Here is a 19,747-nt window from a genome sequence, read left to right as displayed (position 1 = left end):
CGTCGCCACTACTTCGCCGACATCACGTTGTCTACACAGCGCCCCACCGTGCTCCGCTTCGCCGCAAAAGCCGCGCAGTCTACCGCCGAGCAGCCAGTTCTGAGGCAAGTGCCGCCCGAACGGAGAGGCAGGTGCCTGACCTTGGCGAGGCTGGGCGACCACGAGGACCGAAGCAGCAGAACAGCCGTGCATTCGACAGTCGCGCCCACAGGCCAACGTCTCTGCCCCAGCCTTTCTGCAACAAGGAGAGAAGCGTGAGCATCATCGCAACAACAGCTACTGAGAGCGACGAGGACTTTCCCGCCCGGGCCCTCCAGCTTGCCGACGCCCCCTCGATGCCCCCGACCGAGGCAAGCCTCGAGCCCAGTGACCGGCAGCCGTGCACTGTCCACCCAGACTGGTGCACAGAAACCGGCAACCACTACGACCACTTCGGAACCCTGCACACCGTCAAGGGCAATGACGGCCGGGAGCTGCTGAATGCGCACCTTCTGGATCTGTCTGGTTCGAAGCCGATCATCGGTCTGGCCGACACGGACACGACTGCGGCCGAGGCCCGCGTCAAGGCGACGGAGCTTCGCAGGTTCGCCGACGAGCTCGAGACCCTCGCGGACAAGGTGGAGGTCTCTGCCAGCCACGAGCCATCGGGCACTCCGCAGATGACCGCCTGCCCCGCCGGCGTCTCGTTCTGCGATGGAAACCCCAGGGACCACGAGGACCCGCGCGAACACCTTCACCACGGCCCGCTAATCGCCATGGGTGCTCACCGCCCTTACGCCTGTCAGCGCAGGGACGGCATCATGGCGTTCCAATTGTCCCAGGTAGACGACGAAACGCCCGGCCTGGACTTCGTGGCTGGCGGCGACTGGCCGACGCTCGACCTCGGAGAGGTCGACGAACTGATCAGCGACATGAGCGCGCACCTGGCGAAGCTCCGGGCCGCACGTACGCAGCTCGCGTGCCTGGTATCCGGGCGGACCGGCGAGACGGCCGCAGCGCTTGACCGCACCTGGATGTACGACGACAGATACGGCACCCGGCACACCGTCACCTGCCCGTCCTGGTGCACGACGGACCACACCTTTGAAATGAAGGGCAGGCCCCACCCGGCCGACGTACACCACCAGATGTACGGCGCTGTGGCCTCTGCCGAATACACCGAGGCCTACGAGGAGTACGAGTCCTGGCAGGTGCTCTGCGCACACCTCGCCGTAAGTCCGGACTCGACAGTCAGCCCGGCCTACCGAGTCCCGCACGTACTGGTCGAAGTAGCCGCCGACATGTACACCCGCCCGATGGGTCCGGACCAGCTGGCCGAGTTCATCGAAACGGTGGCCGGGCAGCTGGAAGAGCTTCGCGCCATGCACCCTCGGCTCACCGCAGCCCGCGCCGAATGGGCCGCGCGGGACGACACGACGGCCGACGCCGAGGCCGCGTAACCCCGCCGGGCCAGGACCGCCACGATGCCCGCGGCTCCAGCGCCATGCTCCAGCAGCTGTCGCGAACCCCCAGCCCAGAGGCCTCGCGCGGCCCTCCGCTCCAGGGACTTTTCAGGGACTTTCAGCTCTGCCTGAGGGACTTCCGAGGGACTTTTTGCCGCCTAACGCGGCAAGCTCCTGAAAGATCAGAGAGGGCCTCCGTCGCAGATCAGAGGCCCTTTCTCAGGCAAAGCCGCAGGCAGCGGCAGACGAGTCGGGCTGTACGCCGGGTTCTGTCGCCCGGCTGCCTCGCGGCGGCCGGGGAGACGGCCATCCATCTAGGGCCGGCGTTGCCGCCGGCCTCGTGCGGTCTACCCGCGGACTCGGGCGGGCAGCCCTCGAACGTCCGCGCAGAGCGCTTTTTACGGCGCCCCTCTTGACCTTGCTCCGGGTGGGGTTTACCTAGCTGCCCAGGTCGCCCTGGGCACTGGTGGTCTCTTACACCACCGTTTCACCCTTACCGAGGACCAAGGTCCCCGGCGGTTTGTTTTCTGTGGCACTGTCCCGCGGGTCACCCCGGGTGGCCGTTAGCCATCACCCTGCCCTGTGGAGCCCGGACGTTCCTCGGGAAGCCCCCTAGGGGGACTCCACGCGGCCGTCCGCCCGGCTCGTCTGCCGTGTGGACCATGCTACCGGCCGGGAGCGAGGGGTCGGTCCCGTCGGTGCCTTCGATGCCGTCGCCAAGAACGAGCCCGCCAGGATCAGGGCGAAGGAGGCGGCGATCGCGGGAGTGAGGTGTTCATCCAGGAACAGGGACCCCGCCGCCACCGCCACCGCCGGGTTGACGTACGTGAAGACCGTCGCCCGGGTCGGGCCCACCTCTCGGATCAGTTCCAGGAACGCCACGAAGGCCAGGGCCGTGCAGATCACGCCCAGGGCGGCGAGAGACACCAGGGCCGAGGTCGACGGGAGGGTGGAGGGGCGGGTCAGGGCCGCCGCAGGGGCGTAGACCAGGGCCGCCAGGAGCAGTACCGGGGCTATCAGCTGGAGCGTCGGGACCTGCTTCAGGTGGCGGGCCATGATCAAGGGTGCGGTCGCGTAGCCGATCACCGTGATCAGGACCTCCGTGAGGGAGAGGACGTTTCCGCCGGTGAGGTGGGGGACCGTGAGGACCGCCACGCCTCCCAGGCCCAGGGCCAGGCCCGTCATGCGGCGGGCTCCCAGGTGTTCCGTGTCCCCGAAGAAGCGGGCCAGGAGCACGCTCACGATCGGGACGCCCGCGATCAGGAGGCCGGCCGTGGAGCTGGAGAGGTGGCGTTCCGCGTCGGTCAGGGTCCACCAGGGACCGATGACCTCGATCACGGCGAACGCCAGCATCGGGCGCCAGTGCTGTCGGACCACGCGGATCAGGTTCCCCTGGCGGATCGCGAAGGGGAGCAGCAGGGCCGCGCCCAGGGCACAGCGTACGAAGACGACCGTGGACGGGGAGACCTCGTCCACAGCCACTTTGATCATCAGGTAGGGGATGCCCCAGAGGACTCCCATCAGGGAGAAGAGGAACCAGCCGCGTGCAGTCATGAGGAGAGTGTCCGGTGGATCAGCGGCGTAGGTCTTGAACGCTGTTGCGGTACGCCGCCGGTGTCACTCCCAGCACCTTTCTGAACCAGCGCGTCATGTGCGCCTGGTCCGCGAAGCCCACCTGGACCGCCGCTTCCGCCGGGCGGGCGCCCGCCTCCAGCAGGCCCCGGGCCCGGCTCACCCGGTACTGGGCCAGCCACGCGTACGGGGGCATGCCCATCGTCGTACGGAAGGCTCGCAGGAGTTGGTAGCGGGAGAGGCCCAGGTCGGTGGCCAGGTCGGCGAGGGACGGCGGGGAGAGGAGTTCGTCCGCCAGGCGGTCGCGTACGGCGAGGGCGATCGTGTCGGCTCCGGGGAGTCGGTCGGGGGTGAGGAGGGAGGTCGAGTGGCGGCGGGCCAGGGCCGTGAGCAGCCATGGGAGGCGGGACTCGGATTCCAGCGGGTCGGGGCAGGTGCTCAGGTCGGTGTGGGCGGTGCGCAGGGCGGCGGCGAGTTCGGGGTCGTGGACGACGGGGTCGCGGAAGTGCGGGGTGCCGCCGAGGATGCCGTCGGTGAGGAGGGCGGGGGCCGGGTAGAGGGCGCGGTAGGCGTAGGTGCCGAAGGCCGACTCGCCGGTGTGGACCTCGCCGGGGGCCAGGACGACGATCGAGCCCTCCCCCACGGTGAGGGCGCCGCCCCGGTAGTCGATGCACGAGGCGCCCTGGACGCAGATGCCGATGCTGAATTCCTCGTGTGTGTGCGGGGCGTAGCGGTGTCGGTCGAAGCGCGCCGTGAGGAGGTCCAGGGGGTGGTCGGGGCGGCCGAGGGTGGTGCGGGTCCAGCGGGTCTCGCCGTGTGTGCTCACCGCTGCCGCCCCCCGCTCCGCTGCGCCCCCGTCGGTCTTCAGGCTACGCCCGGCGGGGACGGGGCGGGTCAGAGAAAGTCGGAGGTCTCCAGGTCGAAGGCGAAGGGTTCGGGGAGGGAGAGCGGTTTGCCGAATGCACGGGTGCAGTGTTCGCGGTAGTCGCTCTTCTCCGGGCTGCTGAAAAGTGTGACCTGGGACGCGTCACGATCAGCCAGCAGGTAGAAAGGGATGCCGCTACGGGCATAGCAGCGGCGCTTGGCCTCACGGTCGGCCTTGGGCTTGGTGGGCGTCACCTCTACCACCATGGCGACACCGTCGCAGGGCATCCAGGGTCCGGCGCTCCCGAAGAGATCAAGTTCCAAGGGCGCGAAAGTGGCATCCGGGACCATGTGGTTCTTGGGGCAGGCCTCCCCGCTCCTCAGGATCAGCCCCTTGTTCCCGGAGAAGTCCATGTCGGTGCCGGATCGCTTGATCACTTGCCTCACGATCCGGCTGATGTACTTCTCGTGTTCCCCGTCCGGCGGCGGTGTCACAACGATCTCCCCCTCGATCAGCTCCGCCCGGAATCCCTCCGGGGTGTCCAGGGCGAGAAAGCCCTCCAGCAGGACGTCTTCCTGTGAGGGCGGCTCGTGGGCCATGGCAGTCATGTCACGTCCCTCCTTCTTCGGTCGCTCGCCAGACTGGGACATCGGCTGATCACCTGGCCGTGAGATCGGGAACCGTTCCCTCGATCGTGGCACATGATCCCGGTCACAGTCCGTATCTCCCGGTCCGGCCACTGACGGCGACCGGGCCCGTCGCTTGACCCTGCCGCAGCGTCAACGTTTCTACTGGGCGTATGCGGATCGGAGAACTCGCCGCGGCGGTCGGGGTCACCCCGCGTGCCGTGCGGCACTACCACCATCTCGGGCTGTTGCCGGAGCCGGAGCGACGGGCCAACGGGTACCGGGACTACACGTTGCGGCACATGGTCGTGCTCGCGCGGATCCGGCGGCTGACGGAGCTGGGGCTCGGGCTGGCCGAGGTGCGGGACGTGCTCGCGGACGACGCCGGGCGTGAACTCGTCGAGGTGTTGGGCGAGTTGGACGAGGATCTGGCGCGGCAGGAGGACGAGATCCGGGAGCGGCGGGGGCGGTTGCGTGTCCTGATGGAGGAGGCGCGCGCCGGGCGGTTGCCGGCCGAGGGGCCCGTCTCACCTGAACTCGCCGCCCTCTTCGGCAAGTTCGGGCCCGCACCGCACTCTCCGATGGCCACCAAGGACCGTGAGGTGTTCGCCCTCCTGGAGGCCACCGCGACTCCCGAGGTGCGGGCGGAGATGCTCGCGGGGCTGGAGAGCATGATGTCGGTTCCGGGCGCGGTGGAGCGGGCGCACGAGGCGTACGCGCTGCTCGACGCCCTCGCCGACGCCGAGCCCGACGACCCCCGGGTCGGGGAAGCCGCCCGCGTACTGGCCGGGCTCATCCCGCCGGAGATGGTTCCGCAGGACACCGGCATCGACCTCGACAACAGCAAGGGCGACGGCGGCACCGGCAGCTTCCTGCGTGCCTTCTACGCCGACTTCGCCCCGGCCCAGGCGGAGGCCATCCGCCGCACGCTCCGGATACTGAGGGAGGACCGCCCGTGAGGACGATCGGGACCAGGAAGGGAAGTGGCGCCTACCGCGTCGCCCACTCCCTCGTACGTCATGAACTCGTGCTGCTGGCCAGCCTGGTGCGCTGGGTGGCGCGGTGGCCGCACGGGGTCAGGGAGGAGGGGGCGCGGGCGTACGGGTACGCGCGGGGGCAGGGCGCCATGATGTTCGGGTTCGGTTTCGTGTGTGTCGTCGAGACCGTGACCGTGTCCGTCCTGCTGCGCGATTTTCCGCTCGTGCACTCGGTCTTCCTCTTCCTCGACCTCTATACGGTCCTCATCGTCGCCGGGCTCCACGCCGCCTCCGTGACCCGCCCCCACGTCCTCACCGGCACCACCCTGCGGCTGCGGCGCTTCGCCACCGTGGATCTGCGCGTCCCCCTGAGCGCCATCTCCTCCGTCCGTCGTGAGCTGCGTACGACGCACGAGAAACGGGACGGCGAGCTCAACATGGAGGTCGGGTCGCAGACCAACGTCACCATGGAACTGGCCGAGCCCGTCGCCTACTTGACCTTCTTCGGCCGTCGCAGGGAAGTGCGACTGGTGCGCTTCCACGCCGACGAGTCCGATCAACTCGTACGAGAGGTGCGGGAGTTCACGCCGGAACGAAGCGCACCTTCGCCGCTCCCGGCTCGGCCTGCGTGAGCCGTACCCGCAGCCGCTCCCCCAGCGGCAGTCGGACGCCGGGGGTTCCCGCCAGTCGGCCGATGACCGCCGGGGACTCCAACTGCACGGTGCCGATGGCTGGTCGGTCCTCCTCCACGTCCACCACGCATCCTTCGAAGACCTCCCCGACCCGGTCCCTCAGCAGCGCCGCCTCGACGAGGTCCACGCACTCGCGCTCCACCCGGCCGGCTCGCCGGGCGCCCCCGGCCATCTCGTCGGGCAGGGTGTCGAAGGCGGCCAGGACCCAGTCGGGGGTGGGGGTGCCGGCTGCCGCCGCCAGACAGATCTCCGAGGAGTAGCGGTCGACGAGGCGGCGCAGGGGGGCCGTGCAGTGGGCGTAGGGGGCGGCGACGGCGGAGTGCGTGGTGATGTCGGGGAGGTCACCGTCGCGGAAGGGTGTGTAGTGCGCGCCGCGCAGCAGGGTCGTGCACTCCAGGAGGAAGGCCGCGTGGCGGGGCTCGCGCGGGTCGAGGGAGCGGACGAGGTGCGCGTACGAGACGTGGTGCGGCCAGTCGATGCGCAGGGCGTCGGCCGTACGGCGCAGGCGGCCCACCGCGCCGTCCGGGGCAGCGGGGAGCGTGCGCAGGACGCCGGTGCCGTGGGCCAGCATCAGGTCGGCCGCGGCCATGCCGGTGAGGAGGGAGATCTGCGCGTTCCAGCGGTCGGCGGGGAGTGGGGCGCGGTACGTCAACTCGTAGGCGGGATCGGCCTGGTGGGCACCGGCAGGAGCGGCAGTGGGCGCGGCGTGCTCGGTGATCTCCTGTTCGGGGATGGCGAGGGAGATGCCGCCGCGTTCGACCTCCAGGTGCTCGCGCAGCTGTCCGATCTCCCGGAGCAGGGCGAGGGGTTCCTCGGCGGTGCCGTCGTCGATCTTCTTCTGTACGTCGGTGTAGTTCAGTCCGGCCCGGCTGCGGACCAGGGCCCGGCGGACGTCGACGCTCTCGGTACGGCCGTCCGCGTCCAGGTCGAGGGTCCACAGGACCGCCGGGCAGGTGTGGCCGGGCAGCAGGCTGGCGGCGCCCTCGGAGAGACAGGCGGGGTGCAGGGGGACCTTGTCGTCGGGGAAGTAGAGCGTCGTCACCCGGCGGTGGGCCTCGGCGTCGAGTGCGCCGCCGGGGGTGACGAAGGCGGCGACGTCGGCGATGGCGTACCGGACGCGGTAGCCGCCGGACCCGGGGCCCGCGCCGGTGCCGGGTCCCGGCCTGCGTGACAGGTGCATCGCCTGGTCGAGGTCGGTGGCGGCGGGCGGGTCGATGGTGAAGAGGGGAAGGTCCGTGGCGTCGTACGACGGCAGGCGCGGTGACTTCGCGGCGTGCTCGGCCTCGACGAGGACCTCCAGGGGGAAGGCGCCGGGCACATCGAGTTCCGCGCGGAGTGTGCGCAGGGCCGCCCGCAGGGGAGCCTCTGGGGCGCCCTTGACGCGGAGATGGCGGCGGGGCATGGGACGAGCGTAGGGCGGGGTGGGGCGGGTGGCATCCCGGCGGCGGGCCAATCCTCCGGGACGCGTCGCCCGCACGGCGGGCGGGCAGGCGGGCAGGCGGGCAGGCGGGCAGGCGGGCAGGCGAGGCAGGCGGGCAGGCGGGCAGGCGGGGCAGCGACGGTCGGTCCCTGCGGCTGGTCCCTGCGGTCGGTCCCTGCGGCTGGTCCCTGCGGTCGAGCCCGTCGGTCGAGCCCGGCGGTCTGTCGGGGACCCCGTACGCTGTCGCGGAGCCCCGAGAACAAGGAGTACCCGTGCTCGTCCTGCTGCCCCCGTCCGAAGGCAAGGCACCCTCCTCGGGTGGCGCTCCCCTGAAGCTGGAGGGGCTGTCTCTGCCGGCGCTCACCGAGGCGCGGGAGGCGGTCATCGGTGAGCTGGTCGAGTTGTGCGCCGGTGACGAGGACAAAGCGCGCGAGGTGCTCGGGCTGAGCGAGGGGCTGCGCGGCGAGGTCGCCAAGAACGCGGAACTGCTGACGGCGGGGACGCGGCCGGCCGGGCAGGTCTATACGGGCGTGCTGTACGACGCCCTCGACCTGGCCACCCTGGAGACCGCCGCGAAGCAGCGGGCGGCGCGTTCGCTGCTGGTCTTCTCGGGGCTGTGGGGCGCGGTCCGGGTGACGGACCGGATCCCCTCCTACCGTTGCTCGATGGGTGTGAAGCTGCCCGGCCTCGGCGCGCTCGGCACGCACTGGCGTACGCCGATGGCGATTGCGCTGCCCGAGGCCGCCGGTGACGGGCTCGTCCTCGACCTGCGGTCCTCCGCGTACACGGCCGCCTGGAAGCCGAAGGGCGAGGTGGCCGGGCGGACCGCGACCGTACGGGTGCTGCACGCGCCCACGCGGAAGGTGGTCAGCCACTTCAACAAGGCGACCAAGGGGCGCATCGTACGGAGCCTGCTGTCCGCCGGGATCGCGCCGAAGGGGCCGGCGGAGCTGGTGGAGGCGCTGCGGGACCTCGGGTATGTGGTGGAGGTGGAGCCTCCGGCTGGGGCTGGGCGGGCGTGGACTTTGGATGTGCTGGTGGACGAGGTCCACTGACACCTTCCGCTGCGCCATTGCGGCATTGCAGCATGTGCAACGTTCGTTGTGCATGCTGTTACCCCCGGGCAGGATGACTGCATGTCGCCCTCGCCGCCTTCGCCCACTCCGCATTCGCCCTGGTCCTCACGCGTCTCCGTCCTCGACCTGGCGCCCGTGCTGCCCGTGGTCGTCGTCGACGACCCCGCCGACGCCGTGCCGCTCGCGCGGGCGCTGGTCGCGGGCGGGTTGCCTGCGATCGAGGTGACCTTGCGGACGCCGGGCGCGCTGGACGCCGTACGGGCCATCTCGGCGGAGGTTCCGGGGGCGGTGGTCGGCGTGGGCACCGTCATCACGCCTCCGCAGGTGGCCGAGTCCGTCGCGGCGGGCGGGCGGTTCCTGGTCAGCCCGGGGTGGACGGACATGCTGCTGGCGGCGATGCGGGCGTCCGGGGTGCCGTTCCTGCCGGGGGTGTCGACCGCGTCGGAGGTCGTGGCGCTCCTCGAACGCGGGGTGCAGGAGATGAAGTTCTTCCCGGCCGGGGCGGCGGGCGGTACGACGTATCTGAAGTCGCTCGCCGGGCCGCTGCCGCAGGCGCGGTTCTGTCCGACGGGCGGGGTCGGGCCGGGCAACGCGCCCGAGTACCTCGCCCTCCCCAACGTCGGCTGTGTGGGCGGTACTTGGATGTTGCCGTCCGACGCCGTGGCCGCGCGGGACTGGGCGCGGATCGAGAGGCTGGCGCGGGAGGCGGCCGGCCTCGGCGACCGTCGTTCAGCGCAGGTGTGATGTGTCGTTGAGGAGGCGGAGGGTGGCGTTGCCGTCGGCGTAGTAGGCGAGGGCCGACAGGGAGGCCGCCGAGAGTTCCATGCGGAACAGGGACTCCGGGGGTGCTCCGAGGGCCAGGCGGACGAGGGTCTTGATCGGCGTGACGTGGCTGACGAGCAGGACGGTACGGCCCCGGTACGCAGCGACCAGCTCGTCGCGGGTGGCCGCGACGCGGTGCGCGACGGCCGCGAAGCTCTCGCCGCCGCCGGTGGGTTCGGCGTCCGGGGAGGCCAGCCAGGCGTTCATGTCGTCCGGGTAGCGCTCCCGCACCTCGCCGAAGCTCAGGCCCTCCCACGCGCCGAAGTCCGTCTCCCGCAGCCCGTCCTCCACGGCCACCTTCAGGCCCAGTCGGGCCGCGACGATCCCAGCGGTCTCGCGGCAGCGGGCCAGTGGCGACGACACGACCTCCTGGATCGTCCCGCGAGCGGCGAGGGCCGCGGCGACCCGCTCGGCCTGATATCGGCCGACGTCGGAGAGGGACGGGTCCGAGCCCCCGCTCCCTGAGAACCGCTTCTGGGGGGTGAGGGGCGTCTCGCCATGGCGCAGCAGCACGAAGGTGGCGGGGGTGCCGAGATCGGGGGCGGCGGACGCGACGGAGGCGACGTTCCTGGCGGCGCGGAGGTCGGCAGGAGCCTTGGCGGCCGGGTCGGTGACCGCCTCGGCGGCTGGGTCTGCGGCGGTCTTCGCAGCCGGGTCGGCGGCGGTCTTCGCAGCCAGGTCGGCGGCGGTCTTCGCAGCCAGGTCTGCGGCGGTCTTCGCAGCCAGGTCTGCGGCGGTCTTCGCAGCCAGGTCGGCGGCGGCCTTGGCCGTCAGGTCGGCGGCGGCCTTCGCAGCCGGGTCGGCGGCGGCCTTGGCCGTCAGGTCAGCGACGGTCTCGGCGGTCTTGTCGTCGGCAGCGGTGTGGGCGCCCGCCTGGCTCGCACCCACCCGACTCGTCCCCGCCTGGCTCGTCCCCGCCAGTGCGGCCCGCACCTTCGCCGCGCCCGCCGTCGCGTCACCCGGCGGGCCCGACGGCTCGGGTGCGGCAGCGGCGATCGCGGCGGCGGCTCGCGCCGCGCTGGTGTCCAGGTCCGCCGTGGACGTGGCGGCCGACCACTGTTCGCCCCGCTTGCCCGCGTCCATCGCCTCGTTGGCGAGGCGGTCGGCGTGCTTGTTCTGTTCCCTCGGCATCCACTCGTACGTCACGCGCCCGGGCGGGAGGACACGCGCGGCCTCGGCGGCCAGGGGCTTCATGTCGGGGTGCTTGATCTTCCAGCGGCCCGACATCTGCTCGACGACGAGCTTGGAGTCCATCCGGACCCGGACGGAGGCCTCCGGATCCAGCTCCCGCGCCGCCTTGAGGCCCGCGATCAGGCCCCGGTACTCGGCGACGTTGTTCGTGGCGATCCCGATGTACTCGGCGGCCTCCACCAGCGTCTCGCCCGTCACCGCGTCGAGGACGACGGAACCATAGCCCGCGGGCCCCGGGTTGCCCCGGGAACCGCCGTCGGCCTCGACGATGAACTCCCGCACGCCGAAAGCCCCTTGCCCCCTCTAGAGACCCGACTCGGACGTGCGCACCAGGATGCGGCCGCAGTTCTCGCAGCGGACGACCGTGTCGGCGGCGGCCTTGCGGACGTCGTTGAAGTCGGTGATCGACAGCTCCTGGCGGCAGCCCTGGCAGGTGCGCTGGTACAGCTTGGCCGCGCCGATGCCGCCCTGCTGGTCGCGCAGCTTGTCGTAGAGCTTGAGGAGGTCTGCGGGGACCGACGCCGCGATGACCTCGCGCTCCTTGGTCACCGTCGCCACCTCGCCGTCGATCTCCTCGAACGCGGCCTCCCGGCGGGCGGTCGCGTCGTCGACCTTCCCCTGGACGGCCCCGACCCGCTCGGTCAGCTCGGCGACCCGCTCCTGCACGGACTCCCGGCGCTCCATGACCTCCAGGACGATGTCCTCCAGGTCTCCCTGTCGCTTGGCGAGCGAGGCGATCTCGCGCTGGAGGTTCTCCAGGTCCTTCGGGGAGGAGACGGCACCCGAGTCCAGGCGCTGCTGGTCGCGGACGGCGCGCTGGCGCACCTGGTCCACGTCCTGCTCGGCCTTGGTCTGCTCGCGGGCGGTGTCGCTCTCCTCGGTCTGCGCGGCCACGAGCAGGTCGCGCAGCTGGGTGTGGTCCTTCGTCAGCGACTCGATCTCGGCGTGCTCGGGCAGCGACCGGCGCTTGTGCGCGAGCTGCTGGAGGCGTACGTCCAGGGCCTGGACGTCGAGGAGTCGGATCTGGTCGGCGGGCGCGGCGTTCAGTTGGGGGCTCCCAGTGATTCGGTGGCGGTGGCGGACGCCGCGTGGGCGGTCCAGGGGTCGGTGACCGTCTTGGAGACGTGGACGCGCAGGTCCCAGCCCTCCCGGTCGGAGATCTCGTCGAGCTGGGCGGCGGCCAGCTCGCACCAGGGCCACTCGGTGGCCCAGTGCGCGGCGTCGAGCAGCGCGAGAGGTGCGTGGGCGGCTTCCGTGGTGCGGGCGACGGCCTCGGAGGCCGGGTGGTGGCGCAGGTCGGCGGTGAGGAAGGCGTCGACGCCGGCCGCGCGTACGTCGTCGAAGAGGCTGTCGCCGGAGCCGCCGCTGACGGCGACCGTGCGGACGAGCGCCTCGGGGTCGCCGGCGACCCGGATGCCCTGCGCGGTGGCGGGCAGCCGCTCGGCGGCCCGCGCGGCCAGTTCCCGCACGGTCAGCGGGTGGTCCAGCTCGCAGACCCGGCCGAGACCGCGCCGCCCGGCGGGGTCGGCGGGGTCCGGTACGAGGGGGCGTACGACCCTGAGGTCCAGCGCGCCGGCGAGGGCGTCGCTGACGCCCGGGTCGGCGGTGTCGGCGTTGGTGTGGGCGACGTGCAGCGCGATGTCGTGCTTGATGAGGGTGTGCACGACACGGCCCTTGAAGGTGGAGGCCGCGACCGTCGTCGTACCACGCAGGTAGAGGGGGTGGTGGGTGACCAGCAGGTCGGCGCCCAGCTTCACCGCTTCCTCGACGATCTCCCGGACCGGGTCGACGGCGAACAGGACGCGGCCGATCTCCTGGTCGGGATCGCCGCAGACCGTGCCGACCGCGTCCCACCCCTCGGCCCTCTCGGGCGGCCAGAGGGCGTCGAGCGCGGCGATGACTTCAGACAGACGGGGCACGCACAAAGGCTACCTGCACTCCTCCTGTCCTCGACCGGCCACGGGTCACTTGACCAGCCACCCGTCGACCAGCACATCCGTCGCCGTTCCCTCAGGCGAATCGCCGGACGTGCACCCTTATGTGTGAAGGGGGTGCGGGTTGTCCCACGTCTGTGCGTACGAAAACTAGCTTCGTCGCCGGAGGTGATCGAAACATGACGGCCTGTACACCCCCCTCCCCCACCACGGGCCACGGGAACGACGCGGGACGGGAGAACGACGGGACGAACACCGACCCACCAAGCGGAGACCGCGGTGAGAGCGGTGACAGTGGTGCGAGTGGTGCGAGTGGTGAGTACGACGAGTACGACGAGTACGACAGCAGAGGCGGCGGTCCGGGCGGAAGCGCTGGAGGCGACGAGCCCCCGCCGCCCGGCTGTGTGATCACCGCGGACGGGACGTACGCGGCACGGCTCGCGCTCGACGGCGAGTCCTGGTTCCCCGAGCGCTGGACCCTCGACGGCCACGAGCCGTACGCCGTCCCGCTGCCCGGCAACCAGCCGGAGGAGCCCGGCACGGAAGTGCTCCCCCTGACCGACGGCCGGGTCCTCATCCACCGGGTGGCCGCCGACCTGCACCTGTTCTCGCTCCTCTATCCCACCGGACCCGGCACCGGCGAACTCCCGCTCGGCGCCGTCGAATGCGCCGTCCCGACGACCCGGATGCGCCTGCTGCCGCCCTCGCCGTGCGGGGAGCGTGCGTACGCCCTCGCCCTCGGCCGGACGGCGACCGCGGTGTGGCTGGTGGCAGGCGGAACGTTCGGGCCGGAGCTGGTGGCGCAGTTGCCGGGCCGCTGCTCGGGCGGCATCTGGCTGGACGCGGCGGGCCGGCTGCTCGCCCTGGACCAGGAGTCGGGCGGCCGGACGAAGTCGGTGGTCGTCGATGTGGAGCAGGGCGGCGCGGTCTCGCCGCTGTTGCAGATCGCGGACGACAGCAACGACCGGGTCCTGCTCGCCGACCCCGACAGCGGACTGCTCCTGATCCGCTCGGACGCGCCCTCCCCCGGCCACGACCGGCTCGGCTGGGGCGTGTTGGGCAGTACGCTCCCGGTCCGCTTCCCGGAGTGCCTGCGGGCGCCCGAGGGCCATCGCATCACCCCCTTCGCCATCCAGCCGGGCCAGATCCTCACCCCCGAGAGCTGCGCGGTCGCGCTGCGCGTGGACGGCCCGCGCGGCAGCTGGGTGGGGGTCTGGCGCCCATCCGCCCGCCGGATCCTCCATCTGCCCGCCCCCGAGGGCTGGTTGACCGGGGCCGGGCTCTGGAGCCGGGAGGGCGTGCTGCACCTGCCGTACGCGACCGGGGTGGTGCGGTGCGGGGTGGCTCGGGTGGGGGTGCCCTGGGGGAAGGAGCCGGAGGACGCTTCGGCGGAGTCCCGGGAGGAGGCGTCGTGTCCCGGTACCGGGGCAGTGGGTGCGGGGGCGGTGGGCGCGGGGCCGTCGGGCGCCGGGAGCTCGGGGGCCGACCCGTCCGGCTCCGCCGGGATCGTCAGACCGTCAGTCGATGAGCGCTCGGTCGATGGGCGGTCGGTCGATGGGCGGTCGGTCGGTGCGGAGCCGTCCGCGCCTGTCGTCGTCGCCCGGCCGGTGCCGTTGCAGCAGGCGCCGTTGGAGGGACGGGTACCCGAGGAGATGACCGTCGGGTGAAGGGGGTGGGGGGCGCGGGCCAGGTGGGCGCGACGCGGGCGACACGCGCTCGGGCGGCTTCGGGACGAGCAGGGCGGCCCGTTAAAATCACCCGCCGGTAAGAAGATCATTCGACGGGGAACACTTCCAATGAGCGACGTGCACACAACCCAGCCGCCCACTGCCGACCCCCACGAGGTGGGAGGCCACGGCCGGCACCGGGGCCAGATCTCGGCCCACGAAGCCGAGAAGACGAGCCCTCGCGGACGCCACCGCAAGCCGGCCGAACACACGGAGACGACGACGTCCGCCTGATCGGTGACGAAGTCCTCGTGGTCACCTCTGGAGAAACGTCAATTCGACACCGGAACCGACCACACGATGGCACCGGCCCCGCCCGACACCAACGGGCGGGGCCGGCCCCGTTCAAGGCCCAGCGTGACTGAGGGCTGACGGCGTGGTACTACGCCCCCTACCCGGCCTCTGCCCCCTGCCCGTGCCGCAGGCCCAGCACCTCTGCCGCCGCGAACGTCTCCCCCTCCGGCCGGTCGACGTAGTACGGCGTGAGCAGGCCGTCCAGCTCGTCGTACGTGAAGGCGTCCTGCTTGGTGTCGAACTTGGCCTGGACACGCGGGCGTTCGACGATCGCCACCATGCCGCCGTGGACGACGAAGAGCTGACCGTTCACCCGTGCCGCGGCGGGCGAGGCGAGATACCCCACGAGGGGGGCGACATGCTCAGGGGCGAGGGGGTCGAGGCCGGCATCGGTGCCGTCGGGCGCGCCCGGCAGACCCGCGAACACGTCCTCGGTCATCCGGGTGCGGGCGCGCGGGCAGATGACGTTGGCGGTGACGCCGTACTTGGCGAGGGCGAGGGCCGTGGAGGTGGTCAGCCCGACGATCCCGCCCTTCGCGGCGGCGTAGTTGGGCTGACCCGCGGACCCGGCGAGGAAGGCCTCGGAGGAGGTGTTCACCACCCGCCCGTACACCGGCCCGCCCTCGCCCGACTTCGCCCGGGCCCGCCAGTGGGCGGAGGCGAAGCGGATCGTGTTGAAGTGGCCCTTGAGGTGTACCCGGACGACCGAGTCCCACTCCTCCTCGGACATGGAGAAGACCATCCGGTCGCGCAGGATGCCCGCGTTGTTGACGAGGATGTCGAGCTTGCCGAACCGGGCGACCGCCAACGTGACCAGTTCCCGGGCCTGTTCGTGGTCGGAGACGTCCCCGGTGTGCGCCACCGCCTGACCGCCGGCCGCGCGGATCGACGCCGCGACCTCCTCGGCGGGACCGGTGGACACCTCACCGGAACCGTCCCGACCCGGCCGCCCGTAGTCGTTGACCACGACGGCCGCGCCCAGCCGGGCCAGTTCCAGCGCCTCGGCCCGGCCGAGCCCCCGCCCCGCGCCGGTGACGATCGCGGACAGTCCTTCAAGAGGCAATGCCACTGCCGAGTCCTTCCGCCGAAGCCGCTTCACTCGCGAGCCGGAGTCACGAGTCATGGAGTCACAGGTCAGATCTCGATGCAGGTGCGGAGCGCCACGCCCGTCCGCATCTGGTCCAGCGCCTCGTTGATGTCGGTGAGCGGCACCCGGTGGGTGATCAGCCCCGCCAGGTCGATACGGCCGGCGCGCCAGAGGGCGATGGCCCGCTCGTAGGAGCGCAGGACGTCTCCTCCTCCGTACATGGAGGGCAGGATCCGCTTCTCGTCGAAGAACAGCTCGAACATGCTGAGTTGGAGGAAGTCGTCCAGCGCGCCCGCGCCGACCACGACGAGGGTGCCGCCGCGCCGGGTGGCCTCGTAGGCGGTGCGGGCGGTGGTCGAGCGTCCGACGACCTCGAAGACGTAGTCGAATCCCTCCCCGCCGGTGACGGACTGCTTGGCGTCGGCCAGCTCCTCCGGCGAGATCGCCCTGGTGGCACCGAACTTGAGCGCCGCCTCGCGTCGTGAGACCACCGGGTCGACTGCGACGATCTCGGCGGCGCCCTTGAGCCGGGCCCCCTGGATGGCCGAGATGCCGACCCCGCCGCAGCCGATGACCGCGACCGACGAACCGGCCTCCACATCGGCGGTGTTGAGGGCGGCGCCGAGTCCGGTGGTGACGCCGCAGCCGATGAGGGCGGCGATGTCGAAGGGCACGTCGTCCGGTATCGGCACGGCACAGCCCGCGTCGACGACGACCTCCTCGGCGAACGTACCCGTGCCCGCGAAGCCGAAGACGTCCCCGGCGGGCCGTTTGAAGTTGGGTGTGCCGGCGTTGAGGAATCCGGCGAGGCAGAGCTGCGTCTGGCCGCGCTTGCAGGCGGGGCAGGTGCCGCAGGCCGGGAGCCAGCACACGACGACGCGGTCGCCGGGCTTCAAGTGGCTCACGCCTTCCCCGACTTCGACTATCTCGCCGGCGCCCTCGTGCCCGGGGACGAACGGTCCGGGCTGCGGCAGCACCCCGGCCATGGCGGACAGGTCCGAGTGGCACAGCCCGGTGGCCCGCACCCGGATCCTCACCCTGCCCGGCCCGAAGCCCACCGCCTCGACGTCGTCGAGCACGTCCAGCTTGTCCTGGCCGATCTCGTGCAGTACGGCTGCGCGCATGGTGCAGCTCCCCTCAGGAGTACCTGTGATCCGCTGATTCGCTGCTCATGCGTGGGCGACGAGCGTGTCCGCGAGCACCGGGGCGTCGTCCCGGTCGATGGCGGTCACCGTCACCCGCACCGTGTGGTCGTCCGCCCGCCACATCCGGATACGGAGGGTCTCGCCCGGGAAGACGACGCCCGCGAACCGTGTCCCGTACGAGCGGACCCGGCCGACGTCCCCGCCGAGGACCGTGTCCACCACGGCCTTCAACGTCATCCCGTACGTGCACAGCCCGTGCAGGATCGGCCGGTCGAACCCGGCGCGTCCCGCGAACTCCGGGTCGGCGTGCAGCGGGTTCCAGTCGCCGGAGAGGCGGTACAGCAGTGCCTGGTCCTCGCGGACGGTCCGCTCCACCTCCTTGTCGGGCGGGGTCGTCGGTGGTTCCTGCCGGGCGGACGGGCCGCGCTCCCCGCCCCAGCCGCCCTCTCCCCGTACGAAGATCTGCGCCTCGTTGACCCACAGCGGGCCCTCGGCGTCGGCGACCTCGGTCCGCATCACGAGGACGGCCGCCTTCCCCTTGTCGTACACCGCCGCCACGCGTGAGGTCGCCGTCGCGCGCCCCTCGACCGGGATCGGCCGGTGGAGCTCGACGCGCTGGCCGCCGTGCAGGACCTTGGCGAGGTCGACGTCGACACCGGGTGCGTTCAGTCCGCCGATCACATCCGGTGACCCGGCGCCCGCGACGGTCGCGAAGCTCGGCAGGACGTGCAGCCGCGACTCCAGCGTGTAGCGCAGTTCGTCGGGGTCGGTCGCGGGGGTGCCCGCGCCGATACCGAGGTGGTAGAGCAGGACGTCCTTCCGGGTCCACGCGATCTCAGCGGAACGGGGGTCTGCCGCTAGCGCCTTGGCTGCGTCGATGGGCATGGGGCTCCTGGGCGGTCCGGGGCGGGTGGCGTGGGCTGAGGAACCTCGGTACGACCGTCCGCACCAGCGGCCGCACCGAGGTCGTCACGGCCGACCCGGAACCCGCCCACCTAGAACGCGTTCCAGTCCGGCGACCCTCTGTATAGCCCAGCCTCGTGCACATGTGAAGGCTCCTGACAGTACGTCAGATCCGGTGAGGAGGGAGGGACAGGTGAGAGCCGGGGCCGTCTCAGGCTCATCCGGTCACCTTCGCCGACTCGTACCCGGCCCCCTCCGGCGCCAGCGCCACGAACCAGCTCGCCAGGGCGCCCTTCGGGTGGACCATGCGGGGGTTGCGCAGGTCCGCGTGCCAGCCGTCGTCCCTGTTCCGCCGCACGTCGACCGAGGTGCCGTCGGACCAGGTGACGCGCACTTCCTGGGCGGTGGGGGCGACCTGGCCGACGACCAGGCGCTTCGAGGCGTCGCCTGCGCCCTCGTCGCCGGTGGGCAGGACTGTCGCGAACACCTCCAGGTCCGTGCCGGAGAAGGGGTCCGCCTCACCGTCGAGCACCGTGACCGTCCTGTTCTCGCCCACGGTCAGATGTACGAAGTGCCAGCTCTTGCCCACGAGGTCGGCGGCACCGTCCACGCCCGTCGGCACGTCCCCGAAGAGGCCCGCGGCGGCGAGCTGCCGGGCGGCCTCCCCCCTGCCTCTCGGCGCCTCCCAGACGTCTATCGCCACCCGCCAGACCGTGCCCTGGTCCCGCCCCTCGGCCAGTGTGCTCCGCCAGGGTTCGTGCATCCTGCGGGCCTCGGGGGTCGCCGGAGTCGCCGCCGGCACCACGCGTCCCCCGCCGTCACCCCCGCCCGGCGCCCCGGCCAGCGCGAGCGTGCCCGTGGTGCCCGCGATCACCACGGCCGCCGCGGCGGCCACCGCCCAGCGACGGGCTCTGCGGCGCCTGCCACCCCGTACGACCGCCTGATAGGGAGCCATGCCGACCTCGACCTCACGGGCCGCGTCCGCGAGGAGCAGGGCGATGTCTCTCTCGACGGGAGTGGCGTAGGTCAGGTCGTGGGCGGTGAGGTCGCCGTGAGTGCGGTCGCGGCGGGTACGGTCGCGGCGCGTGAGGTCGCCGTCCAGGTCGTGATCGCGCATGCTGCCGCCGTCCAGATCGTCATCGCGCACGCTGCCGCCGCCCATGCCGTCACCATGCGTTTCGTCGCCGTGCTTCATCTGCTGCTTCGCCTTCCCGTCCGACCAACGGTCCGTGCCGCCCGCGCCGCCGCTGCGTCCCACACCTCTCACGTCCCTCGTATCCCTCGCATCTCCCGCGCCCCTCACGTCCGGCTCCCCTGTGTCGCCATCTCGATCAGTCCCGGTATGGCCCGGAGCTTCGCCAACCCCTTCGACGCGTTGCTCTTCACCGTCCCCACGGAACAGCCCATCGCCTCGGCCGTCTGGCTCTCGCTGAGGTCTTCCCAGTACCGAAGGACGACGGCTTCGCGCTGGCGTGGCGGGAGCTGCGACAGGGCTGTCAGCAGGGCGCCACGGTCGTCGGCCTGGGCCATGCGGTCATCGCCGTCGGGGAGCTCCGGCACGAGGTCCGTGTCGCTCCGGGGTGCCAGGAACTCCTTGAGTCGTCTGCGGTGCCTCCGCGCGTGGGCGTTGATCATCACGCGCCGGACGTAGGTGTCCGGGTCGTCCGTGGAGCCGACGCGGCGCCAGGCCACGTACACCTGCTCCAGCGTCGTCTGGACCAGGTCCTCCGCGGCGTGCTGCTCCCCCGTGAGCAGGAACGCCGTCCGCATCAGCCGAGGCCAGCGGCCGACGAGGAAGCTCTGGAACCCTTCGTCCCGAGCATCCCTGGCCTGCTTCCGATCCCCCATGAGCACCTCCTAGATGCTTTTAACAGTCCATGAGGGCTCGAATTCGTTGCCTCGACCCGCGAGAAGATTCCGGGGCCCCGCGATCCGCCCTGACGCCCCGTCACTTCTCCATGAGCAAGTCAAGCT

18 protein-coding genes, 1 other RNA gene and 1 pseudogene are annotated in these 19,747 nt (G+C 71.7%); 7 read left to right on the top strand and 13 right to left on the bottom strand.

Translation table 11 applies throughout. The annotated features are described in order from the left end of the window. Positions 1-254 precede the first annotated feature (254 nt). Positions 255-1,439: a DUF6907 domain-containing protein gene (locus tag HW837_RS26285; protein ID WP_193382449.1), complete on the top strand. Its 1,185-nt coding sequence runs from the start codon at positions 255-257 to the stop codon at positions 1,437-1,439. A 245-nt stretch (positions 1,440-1,684) separates the two neighbouring features. On the opposite strand, the gene rnpB is transcribed toward HW837_RS26285, so the two are convergent. The 4 genes and pseudogenes from rnpB to HW837_RS26265 all read right to left on the bottom strand — a co-directional run bounded on the left by rnpB (position 1,685) and on the right by HW837_RS26265 (position 4,487). Then, positions 1,685-2,089, bottom strand: an RNA gene (rnpB, locus tag HW837_RS26280) — RNase P RNA component class A. Positions 2,090-2,216: 127 nt separating this feature from the next. Then, positions 2,217-2,933, bottom strand: a pseudogene (locus tag HW837_RS50405) (DMT family transporter); the annotation flags it as partial. 82 nt (positions 2,934-3,015) lie between these two features. Then, a complete protein-coding gene (locus HW837_RS26270) occupies positions 3,016-3,840 on the bottom strand; it encodes a helix-turn-helix domain-containing protein (RefSeq protein ID WP_045558006.1) in 825 nt (274 codons plus the stop codon). Between the two features lie 68 nt (positions 3,841-3,908). Further along, complete coding sequence (locus HW837_RS26265; protein WP_193380096.1) at positions 3,909-4,487, bottom strand: Uma2 family endonuclease; 579 nt, start codon at positions 4,485-4,487, stop codon at positions 3,909-3,911. A 191-nt stretch (positions 4,488-4,678) separates the two neighbouring features. Here HW837_RS26265 and HW837_RS26260 point away from each other — a divergent pair, with 191 nt between their 5' ends. Together HW837_RS26260 and HW837_RS26255 are read left to right on the top strand one after the other, a co-directional pair. After that, positions 4,679-5,464 carry a MerR family transcriptional regulator gene (locus HW837_RS26260; RefSeq protein WP_193380001.1) on the top strand — a complete coding sequence of 262 codons (786 nt, stop codon included), beginning with the start codon at positions 4,679-4,681 and terminating at the stop codon, positions 5,462-5,464. Next, the gene (locus HW837_RS26255; protein ID WP_313895586.1) at positions 5,461-6,114 is read left to right on the top strand and encodes a hypothetical protein; all 654 of its coding nucleotides are present in this window, start codon (positions 5,461-5,463) and stop codon (positions 6,112-6,114) included. Before HW837_RS26260 ends, HW837_RS26255 begins: the two co-directional genes overlap by 4 nt. On the opposite strand, the gene HW837_RS26250 is transcribed toward HW837_RS26255, so the two are convergent. Next, positions 6,065-7,576: an RNB domain-containing ribonuclease gene (locus HW837_RS26250; protein ID WP_193382448.1), complete on the bottom strand. Its 1,512-nt coding sequence runs from the start codon at positions 7,574-7,576 to the stop codon at positions 6,065-6,067. The two genes, HW837_RS26255 and HW837_RS26250, sit on opposite strands and share 50 nt — an antisense overlap. Positions 7,577-7,866: 290 nt before the next feature. On the opposite strand from HW837_RS26250, the gene yaaA reads away from it, so the two are divergent. Together yaaA and eda are read left to right on the top strand one after the other, a co-directional pair. Then, positions 7,867-8,649, top strand: a complete 783-nt coding sequence (gene yaaA, locus HW837_RS26245; RefSeq protein WP_193380003.1) for a peroxide stress protein YaaA — start codon at positions 7,867-7,869, stop codon at positions 8,647-8,649. Between the two features lie 81 nt (positions 8,650-8,730). Next, positions 8,731-9,414 carry a bifunctional 4-hydroxy-2-oxoglutarate aldolase/2-dehydro-3-deoxy-phosphogluconate aldolase gene (gene eda, locus HW837_RS26240; protein ID WP_193380004.1) on the top strand — a complete coding sequence of 228 codons (684 nt, stop codon included), beginning with the start codon at positions 8,731-8,733 and terminating at the stop codon, positions 9,412-9,414. Here eda and HW837_RS26235 read toward each other — a convergent pair. From HW837_RS26235 to HW837_RS26225, 3 genes are read right to left on the bottom strand one after another with little or no spacing between them, the layout of a single operon-like run. Continuing rightward, positions 9,400-10,965 carry a bifunctional RNase H/acid phosphatase gene (locus tag HW837_RS26235; protein WP_193380005.1) on the bottom strand — a complete coding sequence of 522 codons (1,566 nt, stop codon included), beginning with the start codon at positions 10,963-10,965 and terminating at the stop codon, positions 9,400-9,402. The two genes, eda and HW837_RS26235, sit on opposite strands and share 15 nt — an antisense overlap. 21 nt (positions 10,966-10,986) lie before the next feature. Continuing rightward, on the bottom strand, positions 10,987-11,730 hold the full coding sequence (locus tag HW837_RS26230; RefSeq protein WP_086787321.1) for a zinc ribbon domain-containing protein: 744 nt from the start codon (positions 11,728-11,730) through the stop codon (positions 10,987-10,989). Beyond that, positions 11,727-12,602 (bottom strand): Nif3-like dinuclear metal center hexameric protein, encoded by an 876-nt coding sequence (locus HW837_RS26225; RefSeq protein WP_045557998.1) that lies wholly within the window; start codon positions 12,600-12,602, stop codon positions 11,727-11,729. The genes HW837_RS26230 and HW837_RS26225 overlap by 4 nt, the downstream gene beginning before the upstream one ends. A 194-nt stretch (positions 12,603-12,796) precedes the next feature. Between HW837_RS26225 and HW837_RS26220 the strand changes: the two genes are divergently transcribed. Both HW837_RS26220 and HW837_RS26215 read left to right on the top strand, forming a co-directional pair. Then, the gene (locus tag HW837_RS26220; RefSeq protein ID WP_237270360.1) at positions 12,797-14,284 is read left to right on the top strand and encodes a hypothetical protein; all 1,488 of its coding nucleotides are present in this window, start codon (positions 12,797-12,799) and stop codon (positions 14,282-14,284) included. Between the two features lie 129 nt (positions 14,285-14,413). Beyond that, positions 14,414-14,578, top strand: a complete 165-nt coding sequence (locus HW837_RS26215) for a hypothetical protein (RefSeq protein WP_086785424.1) — start codon at positions 14,414-14,416, stop codon at positions 14,576-14,578. Between the two features lie 157 nt (positions 14,579-14,735). On the opposite strand, the gene HW837_RS26210 is transcribed toward HW837_RS26215, so the two are convergent. From HW837_RS26210 to HW837_RS26190, 5 genes are all read right to left on the bottom strand, one after another. Beyond that, on the bottom strand, positions 14,736-15,707 hold the full coding sequence (locus HW837_RS26210; protein ID WP_093789263.1) for a 3-oxoacyl-ACP reductase: 972 nt from the start codon (positions 15,705-15,707) through the stop codon (positions 14,736-14,738). 65 nt (positions 15,708-15,772) lie between these two features. Then, positions 15,773-16,849: a Zn-dependent alcohol dehydrogenase gene (locus HW837_RS26205; protein ID WP_045557995.1), complete on the bottom strand. Its 1,077-nt coding sequence runs from the start codon at positions 16,847-16,849 to the stop codon at positions 15,773-15,775. 45 nt (positions 16,850-16,894) lie between these two features. Next, complete coding sequence (locus HW837_RS26200) at positions 16,895-17,755, bottom strand: MaoC/PaaZ C-terminal domain-containing protein (RefSeq protein WP_045557994.1); 861 nt, start codon at positions 17,753-17,755, stop codon at positions 16,895-16,897. Between the two features lie 235 nt (positions 17,756-17,990). Then, positions 17,991-19,040 carry a hypothetical protein gene (locus tag HW837_RS26195; RefSeq protein WP_313895585.1) on the bottom strand — a complete coding sequence of 350 codons (1,050 nt, stop codon included), beginning with the start codon at positions 19,038-19,040 and terminating at the stop codon, positions 17,991-17,993. Positions 19,041-19,072: 32 nt separating this feature from the next. Continuing rightward, on the bottom strand, positions 19,073-19,621 hold the full coding sequence (locus HW837_RS26190; RefSeq protein WP_045557993.1) for a SigE family RNA polymerase sigma factor: 549 nt from the start codon (positions 19,619-19,621) through the stop codon (positions 19,073-19,075). Positions 19,622-19,747 lie beyond the last annotated feature (126 nt).

This window comes from Streptomyces caniscabiei (genome assembly GCF_014930365.1).
GTDB lineage: Bacteria > Actinomycetota > Actinomycetes > Streptomycetales > Streptomycetaceae > Streptomyces > Streptomyces caniscabiei.
This window is presented reverse-complemented; position numbering and strand designations above follow the sequence as displayed.